The organism is Anaeromyxobacter sp. (assembly GCA_016718565.1).
In the GTDB taxonomy this organism is placed as follows: Bacteria; Myxococcota; Myxococcia; order Myxococcales; family Anaeromyxobacteraceae; genus JADKCZ01.
The window spans coordinates 327,986-344,113 of sequence record JADKCZ010000005.1; the positions used below are offsets into that span (position 1 = coordinate 327,986).

Sequence of the window (16,128 nt, forward strand, 5' to 3'; positions counted from 1 at the left end):
CCTCACCCCCTCACCCCTGCCCTCTCCCCGGAGGGGAGAGGGAGCAGACCTGGTGAGCCTCTCCCCGGAGGGGAGAGGGAGCAGACCTGGTGAGCCTCTCCCCGGAGGGGAGAGGGAGCAGACCTGGTGAGCCTCTCCCCGGAGGGAGGAGGGAGCAGACAAGGCGTGCCCCTGTCCAGGCGGGAGTGCGTGCAGGGCTCGTCCGCTCGAGCCCCCTCTCCCCCAGCCTGCTGGGGGAGAGGGCCGGGGTGAGGGGGAGCGTTCCGAGCGACCGGCGTGAGGTGGACCGGGTCGCGCGCAGGCCCCTAGGAGTGGAACCGCCCGCCGTGGCGGGCCTGCTCCACCAGCAGCGGCGCCGGCTCGAAGCGCTCGCCGTGGGCGTCGCGCAGGCGCGACAGCGCGTCCACCACCACGTCGGCCCCCAGGGCGTCGGCGGCGCGGAAGGGCCCGCCGCGGAAGGGCGGGAAGCCGATGCCGAAGACCGCCCCGACGTCGCCGTCGCGGGCGCTGCGCACCACCCCCTCGCCGAGCGCCCGGGCCGCCTCGTTCAGGAGCGCCAGCGTGAGCCGCTCGACGATGGCCTCCCGCGCCACCCTGGTGCGGGCGCGGCCGCCCGGCAGCAGGTCGTAGGCGGCCGGGTCCACCTGCTTCTGCTTGCCGTCGTAGGTGTAGAAGCCCTTCTTCGCCTTGCGGCCCAGCCGGCCGGCCGTCACCAGGCCGCGCAGCGCGTCGGGCGGCCGCATGCGCTCGCCGAAGCCGGCGTGCAGCACCTCCCCCACCTTGGCGCCCACGTCCAGCCCCACCTCGTCGAGCAGGGCGATGGGGCCCACCGGGAAGCCGTAGCCGGTGAGCGCCGCGTCGAGGTCCTCGATGGCCGCCCCCTCGGTGAGCAGCCAGGCGGCCTCGTTCACGTAGGGGCCGAGGATGCGGTTGACCCAGAAGCCGGGCCGGTCGGCGGCCAGGATGACGGTCTTGCCCTGCCGCTTGCCGAAGGCCACCGCGGTGGCGATCACCTCGGGCGAGGTGGCGGCCGAGGGGATGACCTCCAGGAGCGGCATCTTCGGCACCGGCGAGAAGTAGTGCATGCCCACCACCAGCTCGGGGCGGCGCGCCCCCTCGGCGATGGAGGCGATGGGCAGGGAGGAGGTGTTGGAGGCGAAGACGCCGCCCGGGTTGAGCGCCTGGAAGGCCTTCACCATCTCGCGCTTGAGCGCCAGGTCCTCGAAGACCGCCTCCACCAGCAGGTCCACCCCCTCCAGCCCGGCCCAGCTGGTGGTGGTGGTGAAGAGCCGCAGGGTGGCCTGCCGCTCCAGCCGATCCATGGAGCGGCGCTTCACCTTCTCGTCCAGGAAGGCCGCCAGCCCCGCCAGGGCCCGGGCCGCCGCCTGGTCGTCCTTCTCGCGAAGCCGCACCGGCACGCCGGCGGCCACCGTCACCGCCGCGATGCCGCCTCCCATGAGCCCGCCGCCCAGCACCCCGACCCGCTCCACCGGGCGCGGCGCCACGGCCGGATCGGCCACGCCGCTGTCCTTCTTGAGCGCGGTGGAGGCGAAGAAGATCTCCACCAGCCGCCGCGACACGTCGGTCACGGCCAGCTCGCCGAAGCTGCGGGCCTCCAGCGCCAGCCCCTCGGCCACGCCGCGCTCGGCGCCGCGCTGCACCGCCTCCAGGGCCCGCAGCGGCGCCGGGTAGTGGCCGCGGGTCTTCTTGAGGAGGAGGGCGCGCGCCTGCGAGAAGAGCAGCGCCCGGCCCACCGGGTTCTCCTCCAGCAGCGCCAGCTTGACCCGCTCCACCCCGCGCGCCCGGCGAGCGTGCTCGCGCCAGCGCCCGCGCGGCAGGGCCGCCAGCGCCAGCGCCCGGCGCCGCGCCACCGCCCGCAGGATGGCGGCCGGCGCCAGCTCGTCCACCAGCCCGAGCGCCAGCGCCTTCCTGGCCTTGACCGTCTTGCCGGCCAGGATCAGGTCGAGCCCCGCCGCCAGGCCGATGAGGGCCGGCAGCCGCTGCGTGCCGCCGGCGCCCGGCAGCAGGCCGAGCTGCACCTCGGGCAGGCCCAGGGTGGTGCGGGGGTCGTCGGCGGCCACCCTGGCGTGGCAGGCCAGGGCCAGCTCCAGCCCGCCGCCCAGGCAGGCGCCGTGCACCGCGGCCACCACCGGCTTGCCGAGCCGCTCCAGCCGGTCGAAGCCGGCCTGCGCCGCCCGGGAGAGGGCCTCCGCCTCGGCGGCGCTGCGCACCGCCTGGATCATGTCGATCTTGGCCCCGGCCATGAAGCCGGCGGCCTTGCCGCTGGCGATGACCACCGCCTTCACCGCGGCGTCGGCCTCCAGCCGGAGGAGCAGCGCGCCCAGCTCCTCGCCCACCGGGCCGGAGAGGGTGTTGACGGCCTCGCCGGGCACGTCGATGAGGAGCGTGGCCACACCGTCCAGGTGCTCCACCGAGAAGGCGGAGGGCGTGGCGGCCCGGGGTGCAGGCGGGGGCGAGGCCGGGGTGGCGGGCGGGATCGAGGTCATGGTGCGCTCCTGTGCCTACTCGCGCTCGAGGACCACGGCGGCGCCGAGGCCGCCGGCGGCGCAGACGGTGAGCAGGGCGTACTGCTGGCCGCGGCGCCCCAGCTCGCGCAGGGTCTGGGTGATCATGCGGGCGCCGGTGGCGGCGAAGGGGTGGCCCAGCGCGATGGAGCCGCCGTTCACGTTGAGCCGGGCCGGGTCCACCTCGCCGAGCGGCGCGGCCCGCCCCAGCTTCTCGGCGGCGAAGCGCGCCGAGGCGAAGGCCTGCAGGTTGGACAGCACCTGGGCCGCGAAGGCCTCGTGCATGTCCACCAGGTCCATGTCCGCCAGGGTGAGCCCGGCCCGGTCGAGGGCCACCGGCGCGGCGTAGGCCGGCCCCTGCAGCAGCTGGTCGGCCGGGTCGAGCGCGGCGTAGGCGAAGCTCCGCAGGTAGCCCAGGGGCGTGAGGCCGAGCGCCTTGGCCCGGTCCTCCGCCATCAGGATCACCGCGGCGGCGCCGTCGGTGAGCGGCGAGGCGTTGCCGGCGGTGATGGTGCCGTGGCGCCGGTCGAAGACCGGCCTGAGCTGCGAGAGCGCCTCCACGGTGGTGTCGGCCCGCACGATGGTGTCGCGCGCCGAGACCTGCTCGTAGCGCGGCGGCACCGCCACGTGGATGACCTCGTCGTCGAAGCGGCCGGCGGCCCAGGCGGCGGCGGCCCGCTGGTGGCTCTGGCAGGCCAGCTGGTCCTGGGCGGCGCGCGGGATGCCGTTCTTCTGGGCCATCTGCTCCGCCGACTCACCCATGGTGAAGCCGGTGGTGGGCTCCTTGAGGGCCGGCGGCTCGGGGGTGAAGTCCCGGGGGCGCAGGGTGGCCAGCAGCGAGAGCCGCTGCGAGAGGCTGCGGGCCTTCGACAGCTCGATGAGGGTCTGGGCCAGGCGGCGGCTGGCGAAGATGGGGGCGTCGGAGATCGACTCGGTGCCGCCGGCGATGACGCAGGAGGAGCGCCCCAGGGCGATCTGGTCGGCCGCGTCGGTGGCCGCCTGCAGCGAGGTGGCGCAGGCGCGCGCCACCGTGTGGGCCTCCACGGTGCGCGGCAGCTGGGTGCGCAGCACCATCTCCCGGCCGATGAGCGACACCAGCTTGGAGGGGATGACCTGGCCGAAGATGAGCGAGTCGTAGGTGGCGGGCGGCAGCCCGGCGCGGGCCACCAGCTCGTTCACCAGGAGCGCGCCCAGGTCCACGGCGCCCAGCGCCTTGAAGTCGGTGCCGGCCTTGACGAAGGGGGTCCGGAGGCCGGCGACGACGGCGGCCCGGCGGCCGGCGGGGGGGGTACCTGCGGTGGCCATGCCTGCTCCCATTGATTTTCGAATCGGCTGGATGCCGCTCCGGGTGTAACCGTCATGATGCAAGGCGTCAACCCCCGGAAGCGGCTGCTTTCTGCCTTGCGACCGCCCCGCCCAGGCGCCACGATCCCGCCCCATGAAGCGCAGCCGGGAGCTGAGGCCACTGTCCGCCGAGCACCACCAGGCCCTCCTGGTGGCCTTCCAGCTCAGGAAGTCGCTGGAGGGACACCCCGAGGCGGCGGGGGCGCCCAGGGACCTCCCCGGGCTGGTCTCGCTGACCCGCCGCTTCGAGGAGCAGGTCTTCACGCCGCACGCCCGGGCCGAGGAGGAGCTGCTGGGGCGGTACCTCACGGCGACCGACCTGAAGCGGCTGGCCGCCGAGCACGTCGAGCTGAAGCGGCTGGCCACGGCGGCCCGCGCGCCGCAGCCCGGGGAGCAGCGCAGCGCGCTCGGCGCCTTCGCCGAGCTCCTGGAGCGCCACGTGCGGTGGGAGGAGCGGGAGCTCTTCCCCTACGCCGAGGACCACGTGGACGGCGAGGCGCTGGCGGCCATCGGCGGCGAGCTGGAGAAGCGGCTGGTGCTGCAGGGCCAGGGGACCAAGCCGGCCCGGCGGTGACGGCGCGGGCCGGGCGGTGGCCGTGGCGGCCCGCCCGGGCCAGCCCAAGCGGGCCGGGCGGAGCGGGCCCCCGGGGTGTCACGAGAGGAGCCACCTCATGCGCCCCGCCCCGCACCTCGCCCTGCTCGCCCTGCTCTCCCTGCTCGCCGCCCCGGCCAGCGCCGAGGGGCCCGGCCCCGCGCCGGCGCTCGACCTCGCGCCCGCGGCGCCCGCCGCGCCCCCGCCCGGCCTCGACTTCGACCTGCTCGAGCCCACCCTGGCGGCGCCCTCCGCGGTGGACCCGGCCTTCGGGCGCGCCGTGGAGCGGCGCCGCTCCATGCTCGGCCTCCACCAGGCCCTGGGCATCGCCACCGTGGCCTCGCTGGCCGCCACCAGCGTGGTCGGCCAGCTGCAGTTCGACGACCGCTTCCGCGGCGGCGGCGACACCGGCACCTGGAAGATGCCCCACCGGGCCCTGGTGATCACCTCCAGCGCCCTCTTCGTCTCGGCCGGCCTGCTCGGCGTGCTGGCGCCGGAGCCCTACGCCAAGCGCGGCGGGCGGGCCGACAGCGCCACCCTGCACAAGGTGGCCATGGGCGTGGCCACCGCCGGCATGGTGGCCCAGGTGGTCCTGGGCATCGCGGCGCGCGGCAAGGCCGGCACCACCCGCGAGCGCGACCTGGCGGTGGCCCACCAGGTCCTCGGCTACTCCACGCTGGGCGCCGCCACCGTGGGCGCGGCGGTCCTCTTCTTCTGACGTCCCCGAGCCTGCCCGTGCCCCACGCCACCCGCCCCGCCGCCCCGCCCCTCGCCGCCCGCCACGCGGGCGCGCCGCCCGCCCGGTCGGCGCCGCGCCTCGCCGCCCTGGCCCTGCTGGCGCCGCTGCTGCTGCCGGTGCTGCTGGGCCTGTCCACCACCGCGGCCCGCGCCGCCGACGGCCCGGTGGACCTCGCGGTGAAGCCCGGCTCGACGCTGGCCTACACCCTGGTCCACAAGTTCCACGAGGTGGTGGGCGTCTCCAGGACCGTGGAGGGCAAGGCCCGCCTCCTGCCCGGCGGCGGGGTGCAGGTGATGGTGCGCGCCCGGGTGGACTCCTTCGACTCCGGCAACGGCAACCGCGACGCCCACATGCTGGAGGCCACCGAGGCGGCCCGCTTCCCCTTCGTCACGCTCAAGGCGGTGGGCGCCGTGGCGGCGCCGGCCGCCTACCCCGCCGAGGCGGCGGTGACGCTGAGAGGCGAGCTCTCCTTCCACGGCGTGACCAGGGCGGTGGAGGTGCCGGTCACGGTGGCCTTCACCTCGCCGCGCGCCGCCACCGCCGAGGCCGGGCTCACCATCTCGCTCGACGGCCACGGGGTGGAGCGCCCGTCCCTGCTCTTCGTGAAGGTGGACGACCCGCTGGTGGTGAAGGCCAGCCTGCGGCTCGAGGCGGAGGCGCCATGACGCCAACGGGGAAGGGGCTGGGGCGGCGCGGGTTCCTGGCGGTGCTGGGCGGGGGCGGCGCGGCGGCCGTGGCTGGCGCGGCGCTGCCCGGCTGCGCCCCCACCAACGGCCCGGCCCCCTCGGTGTCGGTGCCGCCGCCGGACCAGGACGGCAACGTGATCTTCCGGCTGGCCGACTTCCCCGACCTCGACCGGCCCGGCGGGGCGGTCATCGCCCGGGCGGCCGGCATGGACCCGCTGCTGGTGGTGCGCACCCCGGTGGGCGACGTGGCCGCCGTGTCGGCCACCTGCACGCACCAGGGCTGCCCGCTCGGCTTCGAGGACCCCGAGGTGGTCTGCCCCTGCCACCAGTCGCGCTTCGACCTGGGCGGCGCCGTGCTGAAGGCGCCCGCCACCGCGCCGCTCGCCACCTTCCTGGCCAGCTACGACTCCGCCACCGGCCTGGTCACCATCGCGCTGGCCAGCTTCCCCCCGGTGGTGGCCGGCGCGGTGACGCTCCTCTTCTCCCGCTTCCCCGAGCTGCAGGCGCCCGGCGGCTCGGCGGTGGGCCGGCCGGCCGGGTTCGACAGCCCCATCCTGGTGATGGCGCTGGCCGGCGGCGCCTTCGCCGCCGTGAACGCCCGCTGCCCGCACCAGGGGTGCACGGTGGCCTTCCCGGCCAGCGGCGGCGGGCAGGTGGTCTGCCCCTGCCACCTGTCGCGCTTCCAGGTGGACGGCGCCCTGGTGACCGGGCCGGCCACGGTCGGGCTGGCCGCCTACCCGGCGGTGGCCGACGCGCTGGGGGTGGTGGTGACGCTGCCGGGGTAGGTGGCCGCGAACCCTTCCCGGGGCGCGCCGGCTCCCAGCAACCACCATGAACGATCTCCTCCAGCTCGCGCTCTTCGTCGTCGGCTGGGTGATCCTCCAGCGGTACGTGCTGCCCCGGCTCGGCGTGCGCGGTTGAGGCGTGCCCCCCCGGCGCCCGGGCGGCGCCGACGACGACCAGCCGCGGCCCGGCTGCTGAGCGCCCCCGGCGCGACCTCCACCCTGGCGTCGAGCCGGCGGGGCCCGCCGCGGCTCGCCCGGCCGCCGGCCGCGGAGTAGAAGGGCCCGTGCCCGACACCCGCCAGCAGCGCATCGGCCTCCTCTACGGCCTGGCCGCCTACCTGGCGTGGGGGCTCCTGCCCCTCTACTTCCGCGCCCTGCGCGGCGTGCCCCCGCTGGAGATCCTGGCCCACCGGGTGGTCTGGTCGGTGCTGCTGCTGGCCGGGCTGGTGACCTTCCTGCGCCGCTGGCCCGAGGTGATCCGCCCGCTCGCCACCGGCCGCGGCCGGCTCACCCTGCTGGCCACCACCACCCTCATCACCGTGAACTGGGGCGTCTACATCTGGGCGGTGCACGCCGGGCGGGTGCTGGAGGCCAGCCTGGGCTACTTCGTGAACCCGCTGGTCAACGTGCTGCTGGGCGTCCTCTTCCTGGGCGAGGCGCTGACGCGCCGCCAGCTCTGGGCGGTGGGGCTGGCCGGGCTGGGCGTGGCGGCGCTGGTGCTCTCGGCGGGCGCGCTCCCCTGGGTGGCGCTGGTGCTGGCGGTGAGCTTCGGCTTCTACGGCCTGCTCCGGAAGCGCGCCCGCATCGACGCGGTGGCCGGGCTCTTCTCCGAGACGGCGCTGCTGGCGCCGCTGGCCCTGGGCCTGCTGGTGGTCCTGTGGCGGGACGGGACCGGCCACCTGGGCGCCGCGCCGCGCACCACCTGGCTGCTGGTGGCGGCCGGCCTGGTGACCGCCCTGCCCCTCATCTGGTTCGCGGTGGGGGTGCAGCGGCTGCGGCTCTCCACCATCGGGCTGCTGCAGTACCTGGCCCCCACCATGCAGTTCGCCATCGCGGTCTTCGTCTTCGGCGAGGCCTTCACCGCGGCCCACGCCGTGGCCTTCGCCTGCATCTGGTCGTCGCTGGCGCTCTACACCTGGGACGTCCTCGCCGGGGTTGCCCGGGCGGGCGGGCGGCTCTACCGTGCCGACCCGTGATCGAGGTCCGCGACCTGTCGAAGCACTACCGCGTGCACAAGCGCCCGCCCGGCGCCGCGGCGGCGCTGCGCTCGCTCTTCCGGCGGCGCTACGAGGAGGTCCGGGCGGTGGACGGCCTCTCCTTCTCGGTGGCGGCCGGCGAGCGCATCGGCTTCCTGGGGCCGAACGGCGCCGGCAAGACCACCACCCTCAAGATCCTGTCGGGCCTGCTCCACCCCACCGCCGGGCAGGTGTCGGTGGCTGGCCACGAGCCCCGGCGGCGCGAGACCGCCTTCCTGAAGACCATCACCCTGGTGATGGGGCAGAAGCAGCAGCTGCTCTGGGACCTGCCACCCTCCGAGACCTTCGCCCTCAACCGCGCCATCTACGACGTGCCGAGGGCGGAGTTCGCCGAGACCCTGGCGGAGCTGTCGCGGCTGCTGGAGCTGGGCGACCTCGTCAACAAGCCCACCCGGCAGCTCTCCCTGGGCGAGCGGATGAAGTGCGAGCTGGCGGCGGCGCTGCTGCACCGCCCCCGGGTGCTCTTCCTCGACGAGCCCACCATCGGCCTGGACGTCTCCATGCAGGCCACCGTGCGGACCTTCGTGAAGGCCTACAACGAGCGGTTCGGCGCCACCGTGCTCCTCACCAGCCACTACATGGAGGACGTGGTGGCGCTCTGCCCGCGGGTGGTGGTGATCGACAAGGGGCGGCTGCTGCACGACGGCGACCTCCGGGCCCTCATCCACCAGGTGCGGCCGGACAAGCGCATCGTGGTCCGCTTCGGCGCCGGCACGCCGCCCTCGGCCGCCGACCTGGCCCGCTTCGGCGAGGTGGTGTCCAGCGACGGCGCCCAGGCCACCCTGCAGGTCGGGGCCGACCAGGTGGCGCCGATGGTGTCGCGCCTGCTCGGCGCCCTGCCGGTGACCGACCTCACGGTGGAGGACCCGCCGCTCGAGGAGGTCATGAAGGAGCTGTTCGAGCGCTCGCGCGGGGAGCGCGAGGCCCGCGAGGCGGGCGGGGGCTAGGAGGCCGTGGAGAGGTCCCCGCCCACCGCCCCGGCCCGGTGGAAGGCGCAGGTCTCGCCCAGGCACTCCCGGTTCTCCTCGCTCCACTCGCAGGGGGCGCCGCGCGCCTCCAGGCGGGTGTCCAGCGCCTCGCGGGAGAACCTGGCCGCGGCCAGGATGGAGAGGAAGGTGTCCCGCTTGCAGCAGCGCGGGCCGCCGGCGGCGGCCACCAGGCCGAGCGCCTCGGCGGTGAGGCCGTTCGAGAGGCTCCAGGCCTCGGTGGAGAGCGGGGTGGCCCCGGTGATGATGGAGGCGAAGATGCCGGCGCCGATGGCCGCGCCGCAGGCGCCCTGGAAGCCGCACAGGCCGCCCACCAGCGGCTCGGACCGCCGCCGCGCCTCGGCCACCCGCCCGGCCCTTCGCTCCGGCTCGCCGCAGGCGTTGGAGATGGCCGCCAGCAGCGCCGCCGGCACCAGGAAGTGGTGCTCCGGGCCGTGCAGCTTGACGCTCGGGTGGCGCATCAGCCCCTGGGCGATGGCCATGGGGTCGGTGAGCGTGGTGGCGGCGCAGAACCGCTCGATGACGTCCCTGGCCTCCCCGGCGTGGCAGCCGTCGCAGACGAAGTGCCCCTCCTGGCAGGCGGCGGCGCTGGGCCTGGCCTGCCCGCACAGGGCGCAGGTCATCGCCACGGTGCCGAGCCGGTAGGTGATGGGCCGGCCGCAGAGGAGGCAGCCGGCGTGGTGGGTGGTGGGGTCGGGCACGGGTGGCTCGCTCGGGGGTGGGTCAGCTTGGCACGGCGTCGTCGCGCCGTGTGAGCCGAGGGCGGGAGGCCCCGGTTCAGGGGTGCGCCGCGGGGCGCAGGACCCGTGAGGAGGAGGACCGCCGCCGACCGCGGTCACACGGGCTGCGCCATGCTGCTCTCCTGTGGGGGGCCTCCGCCGCGGCGTGGCGCACCTCCCGCCAGGAGGCGCCATGACCCCGACGCTCACCACGCTGCTCGCCTCGCTCGCGCTCGTGGGCCCGCCCACCCTCGACCTGCAGGAGGCCGGCCCGGAGTCGAGGGGGAGCGCTCCGCCCGCCGCCCTCTCCGGCCCGAAGGTCCTCCCGCCCTTCGGCCTCGTCCCGCCCGGCTCCCCCGCCCTGCGCGCCGATCAGCCGGTCCGCTGCCTCTACGGCCCCTCTGGCGCCTTCCGCGCCCAGTGCGACGACCGGGCGCGCCGCTGCCTGGTGGCCCAGGACGCCATGCTCGACGCCGAGGGGCGCCCGTCGGGCCCGCTCGAGCAGGCCGGCGCCTGCCTCGCGCCCGCCATCCGCGAGGCCGACCTGGCCGGCTGGACGCTGGTGCCGGCGCTGGCCGACACGCCGCCCGGCTACCGCCGCGACGAGCGGCAGCGCGCCACCCAGGTGAGCTTCGACCTGGGGCGGCGGCTCTGGCTGGGCTTCGGCGCCGCGGTGGGCGGCCAGCCCTGGCAGCCGGGGGCGCTGGCCTCCTCGGGCCTGCGGCTCGACGTGCCCTTCACCTGGGGTGAGGCCCGGGCGCTCGGCCGGGTGCGGGCGCTGGAGGGCTTCACCGCGGTGGACGGCAGCGCCGCCGAGCTCAGCGCCGTCTCGGTGGACTTCAGCCGCGCCTACCCCCACCCGCTGCTCCGGCTCACCACCTTCTTCGGCACGCCGCGCCGCTACGACCCGCCCCTCTACGTCGGGCTATGGGCCGAGGCGCTGCGCTTCGAGAGCCTGAGGACCCGGGCCGGCGGGCGCCACGAGCGGACCGGCGCGCTGGCGGCGGCCCTCACCTTCGACTTCTGGCGCTCGGCCGACTTCGGCTCCTTCCTGCGGGCGCGCACCGGCGGCGGCTGGGAGAAGGCCTCCGGGCGCGACGACGGCGACTGGGCGGTGCACTGGCTGGTGGAGGGCGAGGTGGCGCTCGACGAGGACGGCCTCTCGCACCTGCGCGGCGCCGCCGGCAGCGAGCTCGTCCTTCCGGCCGGCGACGGCCCGGCCGCGCCGCTGCCGGACCGGCGCTGGCGCCACCAGGCCCGCCTGGAGTGGGAGCGCATCCTGGTCTCGGTGAACGACCAGCCGGTGTCGCTGGTGGTGCTGGGGCGCGCCAGCCGCCGCACCGACGTGCCCGACTGGCCGGACGGCTGGACCGCGGAGGCCACCGCGCAGCTGCGCGTCAACCTGTGGGCGCCGCCGCGCCGCTCGGCCGGGGCGGTCGCTCCCGGACTCACCCCGGCGGCCGTCCCCGCCCTCGCGCCGGCGGCCTCCGACGCCTCCCGCGCCGAGCCGCCGCCGGCCCAGGCCGCGCCGGCCGCGCCCGCCGCGCCGCCACCGCCGGGATCTCCCGAGCGGCCGTGAGCCTGGCCGCCGCCCTCCTCTCGGCCCTCGCGGTCGCGGGGGACCCCTGCCTCGTCGCCGACGAGGCGGGGCGCCCCGTCGTGGCCTGCTTCGACCCGGGCAACCGGCTGGAGCTGGCCGCCGGCGCCCGGACCGCGGACCAGGGGCCGGGGGAGGGCGGGGCGCTCGAGCTCTCGGCCGCCTGGCGCTGGCGCGGCGACACCCGCGACCAGTCGGGGGCGGTGTCCTGGCGGCGCGACCAGCTGGTGCTGGACGCCGCGGCGGCGCTCCGAGGCGGGCGGGTCACCGGGGCGCGGGCCCTGGCGTGGCGCGGCGCCTTCGTGCGGCGGCTGGCCGAGCCCTTCATCCTCCTGCCCGGCCCGCGCCCGGTGCGGCTCCCCTTCCCCTTCGACGTGGGCATGCTGGTGGAGGCCGGCGGGGTGCGCTGGGAGCGGGCCCGCGAGCGGGAGGCCGAGGTGCGGCTGCTCCGCTCCACCCTGCTGCTCGACCTGGCCCGCCACCTGCCCGGGGTGCGGCGCGCCGGCTTCGGGCCGGAGCTGGCCTACGACCTGTGGCTCTCGCGCGACGCCGCCCCGGTGCACCTGCTGGTGCCCTTCACCGGCGGCGCCCTCGACCTGGCAGCCGAGTCGGCCGACGGGCTCTGGGTGGCCACGCTCGCGGCGCGGGCCGGCGCGGCGCTGCGGGTGCCGGGCGGCTTCGCCGGCTACGCCTCGGCGGCGCTCGGCCTGGAGCGGGTGGTGCTGGCGGTGAACGACCGGCCGATCGCGCTGGCGCTCTGGCTCGGCGGCGAGCGCGGCGCCACCGGGCGCGGTCCGGCTCGGGTGGAGGCGGCCCTGCTGCTCCGGGTGGCCCAGCCGCGCTGAGCCGGCGGGAAGGACGGGGCCTGGCCCCACCCGGGGGCCGAGAAGGCCTAGGCTGTGGCATGCCCAGCGAGCGCTTCGTGGCCAGCCGGTGGACCCGCGGCAACCACCTCTTCCCCACCGTCATCGAGGTCACCGAGGCCGCCGTCATCCGGCGGCGCCGCACCGTGTTCACCAGGAGCGAGGCCAGCCTCCACCTGCAGCGGGTCGCCTCGGTGGGCATCCAGACCGGGTTGATCTGGTCCGACCTCACCATCGAGAGCACCGGCGGCGCCGAGGCCATCACCAGCCACGGCCACCTGAAGGCCGACGCCCGGCGCATCCGGGACCTGGTGACGGCCGCCCAGCAGGCCCAGCTGCCGGCCCCGGCCGACCCCGGGGCCACCCGGGTCTGCCCGTCCTGCGCCGAGACGGTCAAGGCGGCGGCCAGGGTCTGCCGCTACTGCAACCGCGAGCTGCCCGCCGGGCCGGGCTGAGCCCCGGGTCGGCGCGGCGGGGGTCGCGCCGGGCCGCCCACCCTCGAGCCTGGCCACGCTGCCCGCGCCGTGCCTGGCGCAGGGCAGCGGCTCCTCTCCTAGGCGGCGGGCAGGACCTGGTCGATGGTGACCAGGTCCACCAGCCCCTTGAGGCCGTACAGCGCCGGGATGATCACCTCCGGCGGGTGGCGGCGGCGCAGGGCGGCCACCTTCTCGGTGCCGGCGCGGTAGGCCGGCAGGTACATGCGCCCCATCAGCGGGTGCTGGCCCCAGGCGCCGGAGAGCTTGTCGGCCCGCTCGGCCGAGACCAGGAAGTCGGCGCGCAGCGCGGCGGCCACCTCGGCCTGCGGCCGTCCCTCGCCCCAGGTGAGCCAGGAGGACTGGTTCTTGGCGTCGTCCTGCAGCAGCGCCAGCAGCAGGCCGAGCTGCAGGTCCTCGTCGGGCAGGTCGGCCACCTCGGTGACGCCGAAGGCCATCAGCAGGGCATTGTTGGCGATGCCCTCGGAGAGGGCGGCCCCGCGGGTGTTCATGGTGAGCACCGTGCCCTCGAAGCCCACCTGCCCCTGGACGTAGAGCCCCTGCAGCAGGGCGAAGGTGGTGACGTGGCCCGGCACCACCTCGTGGCTCACCAGCTGGGCGAACTCCGGGACCGAGATCTGCAGCGAGGCGTTGAGCTCGTAGGTGGCCTCGTAGCGCGGCTGGCCGGCCTGGTCGCGCTCGCGCCCCACGTAGTTCATCGAGCCGGAGAACCAGGCGTCCTCGATGGGCAGGAACTGGATGTTGGCGCGCGGGACGTCGCGCAGCGCGGCCGGTAGGTGGGGCACCAGGTGGCGGCGCGTCCCCTCCTCCAGCTGCGCGATGAAGGCGTCGGCCAGCTGCTTGATGGACTTCTTCGGCACCAGCCGGGCGGCGCGCCAGGCGTCCACCGCGGCCAGCAGCTCGGGGCCGGTGCGCGAGGGGTGGCCGGCGCGGGCCAGGAGCTCTGCCACCCGGCGCCGCTTCTCCTCCGGACGCGACGGCTCGGGGGCCTGCCCGCTCGAGGCCAGCACGCAGCGCTCGTAGGGCACCTTGGGGCCGCGGCCCAGCCGCTCCTCGGAGAGCTCCCACATGATGCCCAGGCTCTCGGCCATGGCCTCGAGGTAGGCGCCGCGCAGCCCGCCCAGCCGCGTGGCCTCGGCGGCCAGCGACCGGACCGCGCCGGGCACGTCCACCGCGGCCAGGTAGGCGTCGATGGCCGCCACGTCCGGCTGCTTGGCCCCCACGCCGCCGCTCTCGCGCAGCGCGGCCGCCGCCGGGTGGGCGTAGGCCGGCGGCAGCGGCGCGTCGGAGAACCAGGAGTCGGCGATGAAGCGGCCGACGCCGGACGGGTTCGTGACGTCGCCGCCCCAGAGGGTGTCGACGCCGAGGACGGCGGTGGCGGTGGCCTGGTCGAGCGCGCTGGTGTCGGGCATGGGCCCCTCTCTACCGGCGCCCCGGCGCGCGCGCAATTCCGGCCGACCGGCCGGAACGCGGCTAGACTCGGGCCGCCTGGGGCCGCCTGGCCCCTTCCCCGGAGGCTGGATGGACGCTGCCGACACCCGCTCGCTCCCCGAGAACGCCTACCTGCCGCTGCGGCCCGGCGAGACCTACCAGCCGGTGGTGCCAGCCGCCGCGGACGTGCCGGAGTCCACCTGGCGCTCGGTGTCCTGGGGCGTCTTCCTGTGCGTCATCTTCACGGCCGCCTCGGCCTACTCGGGCCTGAAGGTCGGCCAGGTCATGGAGGCGGCCATCCCCATCTCCATCCTGGCCATCGGGCTCGGCCGGGCCTACCCGCGCCGCTCCACCCTGCTCGAGAACGTCATCATCACCGGCATCGGCGGCAACTCCGGCGCGGTGGTGGCGGGCGCGGTCTTCACGCTGCCGGCCCTCTACATCCTCAAGCTCGACCCCCACCCCTGGCAGACCATCTTCATCTGCGTGGCCGGCGGCGCGCTCGGCGTCCTGTTCCTCATCCCGCTGCGCCGCTACTTCGTGCGCGAGACCCACGGCCAGTTCCCCTTCCCCGAGGCCACCGCCATCACCGAGGTGCTGGTGACCGGCGAGAAGGGCGGCTCCCAGGCCACCCTGCTCCTGCAGGCCACCGGCATCGCCGCCCTCTTCGACTTCTTCGTCACCACCTTCCAGGTCTGGAAGGAGACCATCGACCTGCGCTTCATCCCGGCCGTGGAGGCCCTGGCCCAGAAGGCCCGCATGACCCTCTCCTTCGACGCCCTGGGCTTCATCCTGGGGCTCGGCTACGTCATGGGGCTGCGCTCCTCCATGCTGCTGTGCGCCGGCGGGGTGCTCTCCAACCTGGTGCTGGTGCCGCTCATCTGGTTCCTGGGCAGCCACTTCCCCGAGGCGGTCTACCCGGGCACCAAGGCCATCTCGGCCATGGACGCCAACCAGATCTTCCGCGCCTACGTGCGGCTCATCGGCGTGGGGGCCATCGCCACCGCCGGCATCTTCGGCATCCTCAAGTCGCTCAAGATCGTGGCCGGCTCCTTCGGCATCGCCGTGAAGGCCTTCCGCGCCGGCGACCACGGCCTGGAGCGCACCGACCGCGACGTCTCCATCATGGTCATCCTGGGCGGGGTGGTGGTCTCGGCCCTGGCGGTGGCCGGCTTCCTGGGCAACCTCACCGCCTCGGCCGCGGTGGTGGGGGTGGGCCTGGTGCTGGTGCTGCTCTTCTCCTTCTTCTTCACCTCGGTGGCCGCCAACGCCATCGCCACCACCGCCCGCAACCCGGTCTCCGGCATGACCATGCTCACGGTCATCGTCTCCTCGGTGGTGCTCCTCGAGTTCGGCCTGTCCGGCCGCACCGGCATGTTCTTCGTCATGGCCATCGCCGGCATGGTCTGCACCGCCCTCTCGGTCTCGGGCCAGACCGTCACCGACCTGAAGGTGGGCTACTGGCTCGGCTCCACGCCGCGCGCCCAGGAGCGGGTCAAGTTCCTCGGCGTGGTGGTGGCCGCGGTGGTGGCCGGCCTGACCATCGTGCTGCTGGCCGAGTACTTCCAGTTCGGCGAGGCGGCCCCGGGCGACACCCGCACCGTGCTGGCGTCCCCCCAGGCGTCGCTCATGAAGGTGCTGGTGGAGGGGTTCATGAGCCACCAGCCGGTGGCCTACCTGCTCTTCGCCATCGGCGCGGTCATCGCCGTCACCATGGAGATGCTGGCGGTGCCGGCCCTCACCTTCGCCCTCGGCATGTACCTGCCGCTGGAGCTCAACTCGCCGGCGCTGGTGGGCGGGCTCATCGCCCACTGGCTCACCAGGCGGTCGGAGCGGGTGGGCGGCGAGGCGGGGCGCGGCATGCGCGAGCGCGGCGTCATCGTGGCCTCGGGCCTGCTGGCCGGCGGCGCGCTGGGCGGCGTCTTCGGCGCGGCGCTGCGCATGGTCCCCGGCTACCACGAGGGCTGGGTGAAGCTGCCGTTCTACGACCACGAGGCCATCTCGCAGTCGGTCAGCCTGGTGGCCTTCCTGGGGCTGTGCCTCTACCTGTGGTTCGCCTCGGTGCGGCGCGGCCGGGAGGCCTGACCGGACGCGGGCCGGCGGGGCGGGGG

14 protein-coding genes are annotated in these 16,128 nt (G+C 75.9%); 10 read left to right on the plus strand and 4 right to left on the minus strand.

Annotated elements, in window-relative coordinates; translation table 11 throughout:
• Positions 1-305: 305 nt before the first annotated feature.
• The gene (gene fadJ / locus IPO09_13880) at positions 306-2,507 is read right to left on the minus strand and encodes a fatty acid oxidation complex subunit alpha FadJ (protein MBK9518410.1); all 2,202 of its coding nucleotides are present in this window, start codon (positions 2,505-2,507) and stop codon (positions 306-308) included.
• 15 nt (positions 2,508-2,522) lie between these two features.
• Positions 2,523-3,830: an acetyl-CoA C-acyltransferase FadI gene (gene fadI / locus IPO09_13885; GenBank protein MBK9518411.1), complete on the minus strand. Its 1,308-nt coding sequence runs from the start codon at positions 3,828-3,830 to the stop codon at positions 2,523-2,525.
• Positions 3,831-3,963: 133 nt separating this feature from the next.
• Here fadI and IPO09_13890 point away from each other — a divergent pair, with 133 nt between their 5' ends.
• From IPO09_13890 to IPO09_13915, 6 genes are all read left to right on the plus strand, one after another.
• The gene (locus IPO09_13890) at positions 3,964-4,443 is read left to right on the plus strand and encodes a hemerythrin domain-containing protein (GenBank protein MBK9518412.1); all 480 of its coding nucleotides are present in this window, start codon (positions 3,964-3,966) and stop codon (positions 4,441-4,443) included.
• A 97-nt stretch (positions 4,444-4,540) separates the two neighbouring features.
• The gene (locus IPO09_13895; GenBank protein MBK9518413.1) at positions 4,541-5,179 is read left to right on the plus strand and encodes a hypothetical protein; all 639 of its coding nucleotides are present in this window, start codon (positions 4,541-4,543) and stop codon (positions 5,177-5,179) included.
• Between the two features lie 113 nt (positions 5,180-5,292).
• Positions 5,293-5,865, plus strand: a complete 573-nt coding sequence (locus tag IPO09_13900; GenBank protein ID MBK9518414.1) for a YceI family protein — start codon at positions 5,293-5,295, stop codon at positions 5,863-5,865.
• A complete protein-coding gene (locus tag IPO09_13905; protein ID MBK9518415.1) occupies positions 5,862-6,671 on the plus strand; it encodes a Rieske 2Fe-2S domain-containing protein in 810 nt (269 codons plus the stop codon). The genes IPO09_13900 and IPO09_13905 overlap by 4 nt, the downstream gene beginning before the upstream one ends.
• Before the next feature lie 284 nt (positions 6,672-6,955).
• On the plus strand, positions 6,956-7,867 hold the full coding sequence (rarD, locus tag IPO09_13910) for an EamA family transporter RarD (GenBank protein MBK9518416.1): 912 nt from the start codon (positions 6,956-6,958) through the stop codon (positions 7,865-7,867).
• Positions 7,864-8,874 carry an ATP-binding cassette domain-containing protein gene (locus tag IPO09_13915; GenBank protein ID MBK9518417.1) on the plus strand — a complete coding sequence of 337 codons (1,011 nt, stop codon included), beginning with the start codon at positions 7,864-7,866 and terminating at the stop codon, positions 8,872-8,874. The genes rarD and IPO09_13915 overlap by 4 nt, the downstream gene beginning before the upstream one ends.
• On the opposite strand, the gene IPO09_13920 is transcribed toward IPO09_13915, so the two are convergent.
• Positions 8,871-9,614: an SAM-dependent methyltransferase gene (locus tag IPO09_13920; protein MBK9518418.1), complete on the minus strand. Its 744-nt coding sequence runs from the start codon at positions 9,612-9,614 to the stop codon at positions 8,871-8,873. The two genes, IPO09_13915 and IPO09_13920, sit on opposite strands and share 4 nt — an antisense overlap.
• Positions 9,615-9,825: 211 nt before the next feature.
• Between IPO09_13920 and IPO09_13925 the strand changes: the two genes are divergently transcribed.
• The 3 genes from IPO09_13925 to IPO09_13935 are packed head-to-tail and all read left to right on the plus strand — an operon-like array spanning position 9,826 to position 12,547.
• A complete protein-coding gene (locus tag IPO09_13925) occupies positions 9,826-11,211 on the plus strand; it encodes a hypothetical protein (GenBank protein MBK9518419.1) in 1,386 nt (461 codons plus the stop codon).
• A complete protein-coding gene (locus IPO09_13930; protein MBK9518420.1) occupies positions 11,208-12,074 on the plus strand; it encodes a hypothetical protein in 867 nt (288 codons plus the stop codon). The genes IPO09_13925 and IPO09_13930 overlap by 4 nt, the downstream gene beginning before the upstream one ends.
• 59 nt (positions 12,075-12,133) lie before the next feature.
• Positions 12,134-12,547, plus strand: a complete 414-nt coding sequence (locus tag IPO09_13935; protein ID MBK9518421.1) for a hypothetical protein — start codon at positions 12,134-12,136, stop codon at positions 12,545-12,547.
• A 98-nt stretch (positions 12,548-12,645) separates the two neighbouring features.
• On the opposite strand, the gene IPO09_13940 is transcribed toward IPO09_13935, so the two are convergent.
• A complete protein-coding gene (locus IPO09_13940; protein ID MBK9518422.1) occupies positions 12,646-13,998 on the minus strand; it encodes a hypothetical protein in 1,353 nt (450 codons plus the stop codon).
• Positions 13,999-14,107: 109 nt separating this feature from the next.
• Between IPO09_13940 and IPO09_13945 the strand changes: the two genes are divergently transcribed.
• Positions 14,108-16,102 (plus strand): oligopeptide transporter, OPT family, encoded by a 1,995-nt coding sequence (locus tag IPO09_13945; GenBank protein ID MBK9518423.1) that lies wholly within the window; start codon positions 14,108-14,110, stop codon positions 16,100-16,102.
• The last annotated feature ends 26 nt before the right edge of the window (positions 16,103-16,128 follow it).

Bases quoted from the DNA above. Each gene is read 5' to 3' on its own strand.
- IPO09_13935 (MBK9518421.1), top strand. From the start codon at position 12,134: ATGCCCAGCGAGCGCTTCGTGGCCAGCCGGTGGACCCGCGGCAACCAC.
- IPO09_13940 (MBK9518422.1), bottom strand. From the start codon at position 13,998: ATGCCCGACACCAGCGCGCTCGACCAGGCCACCGCCACCGCCGTCCTC.
- IPO09_13890 (MBK9518412.1), top strand. From the start codon at position 3,964: ATGAAGCGCAGCCGGGAGCTGAGGCCACTGTCCGCCGAGCACCACCAG.
- fadJ (MBK9518410.1), bottom strand. From the start codon at position 2,507: ATGACCTCGATCCCGCCCGCCACCCCGGCCTCGCCCCCGCCTGCACCC.
- IPO09_13905 (MBK9518415.1), top strand. From the start codon at position 5,862: ATGACGCCAACGGGGAAGGGGCTGGGGCGGCGCGGGTTCCTGGCGGTG.
- IPO09_13945 (MBK9518423.1), top strand. From the start codon at position 14,108: ATGGACGCTGCCGACACCCGCTCGCTCCCCGAGAACGCCTACCTGCCG.
- IPO09_13895 (MBK9518413.1), top strand. From the start codon at position 4,541: ATGCGCCCCGCCCCGCACCTCGCCCTGCTCGCCCTGCTCTCCCTGCTC.
- fadI (MBK9518411.1), bottom strand. From the start codon at position 3,830: ATGGCCACCGCAGGTACCCCCCCCGCCGGCCGCCGGGCCGCCGTCGTC.
- IPO09_13925 (MBK9518419.1), top strand. From the start codon at position 9,826: ATGACCCCGACGCTCACCACGCTGCTCGCCTCGCTCGCGCTCGTGGGC.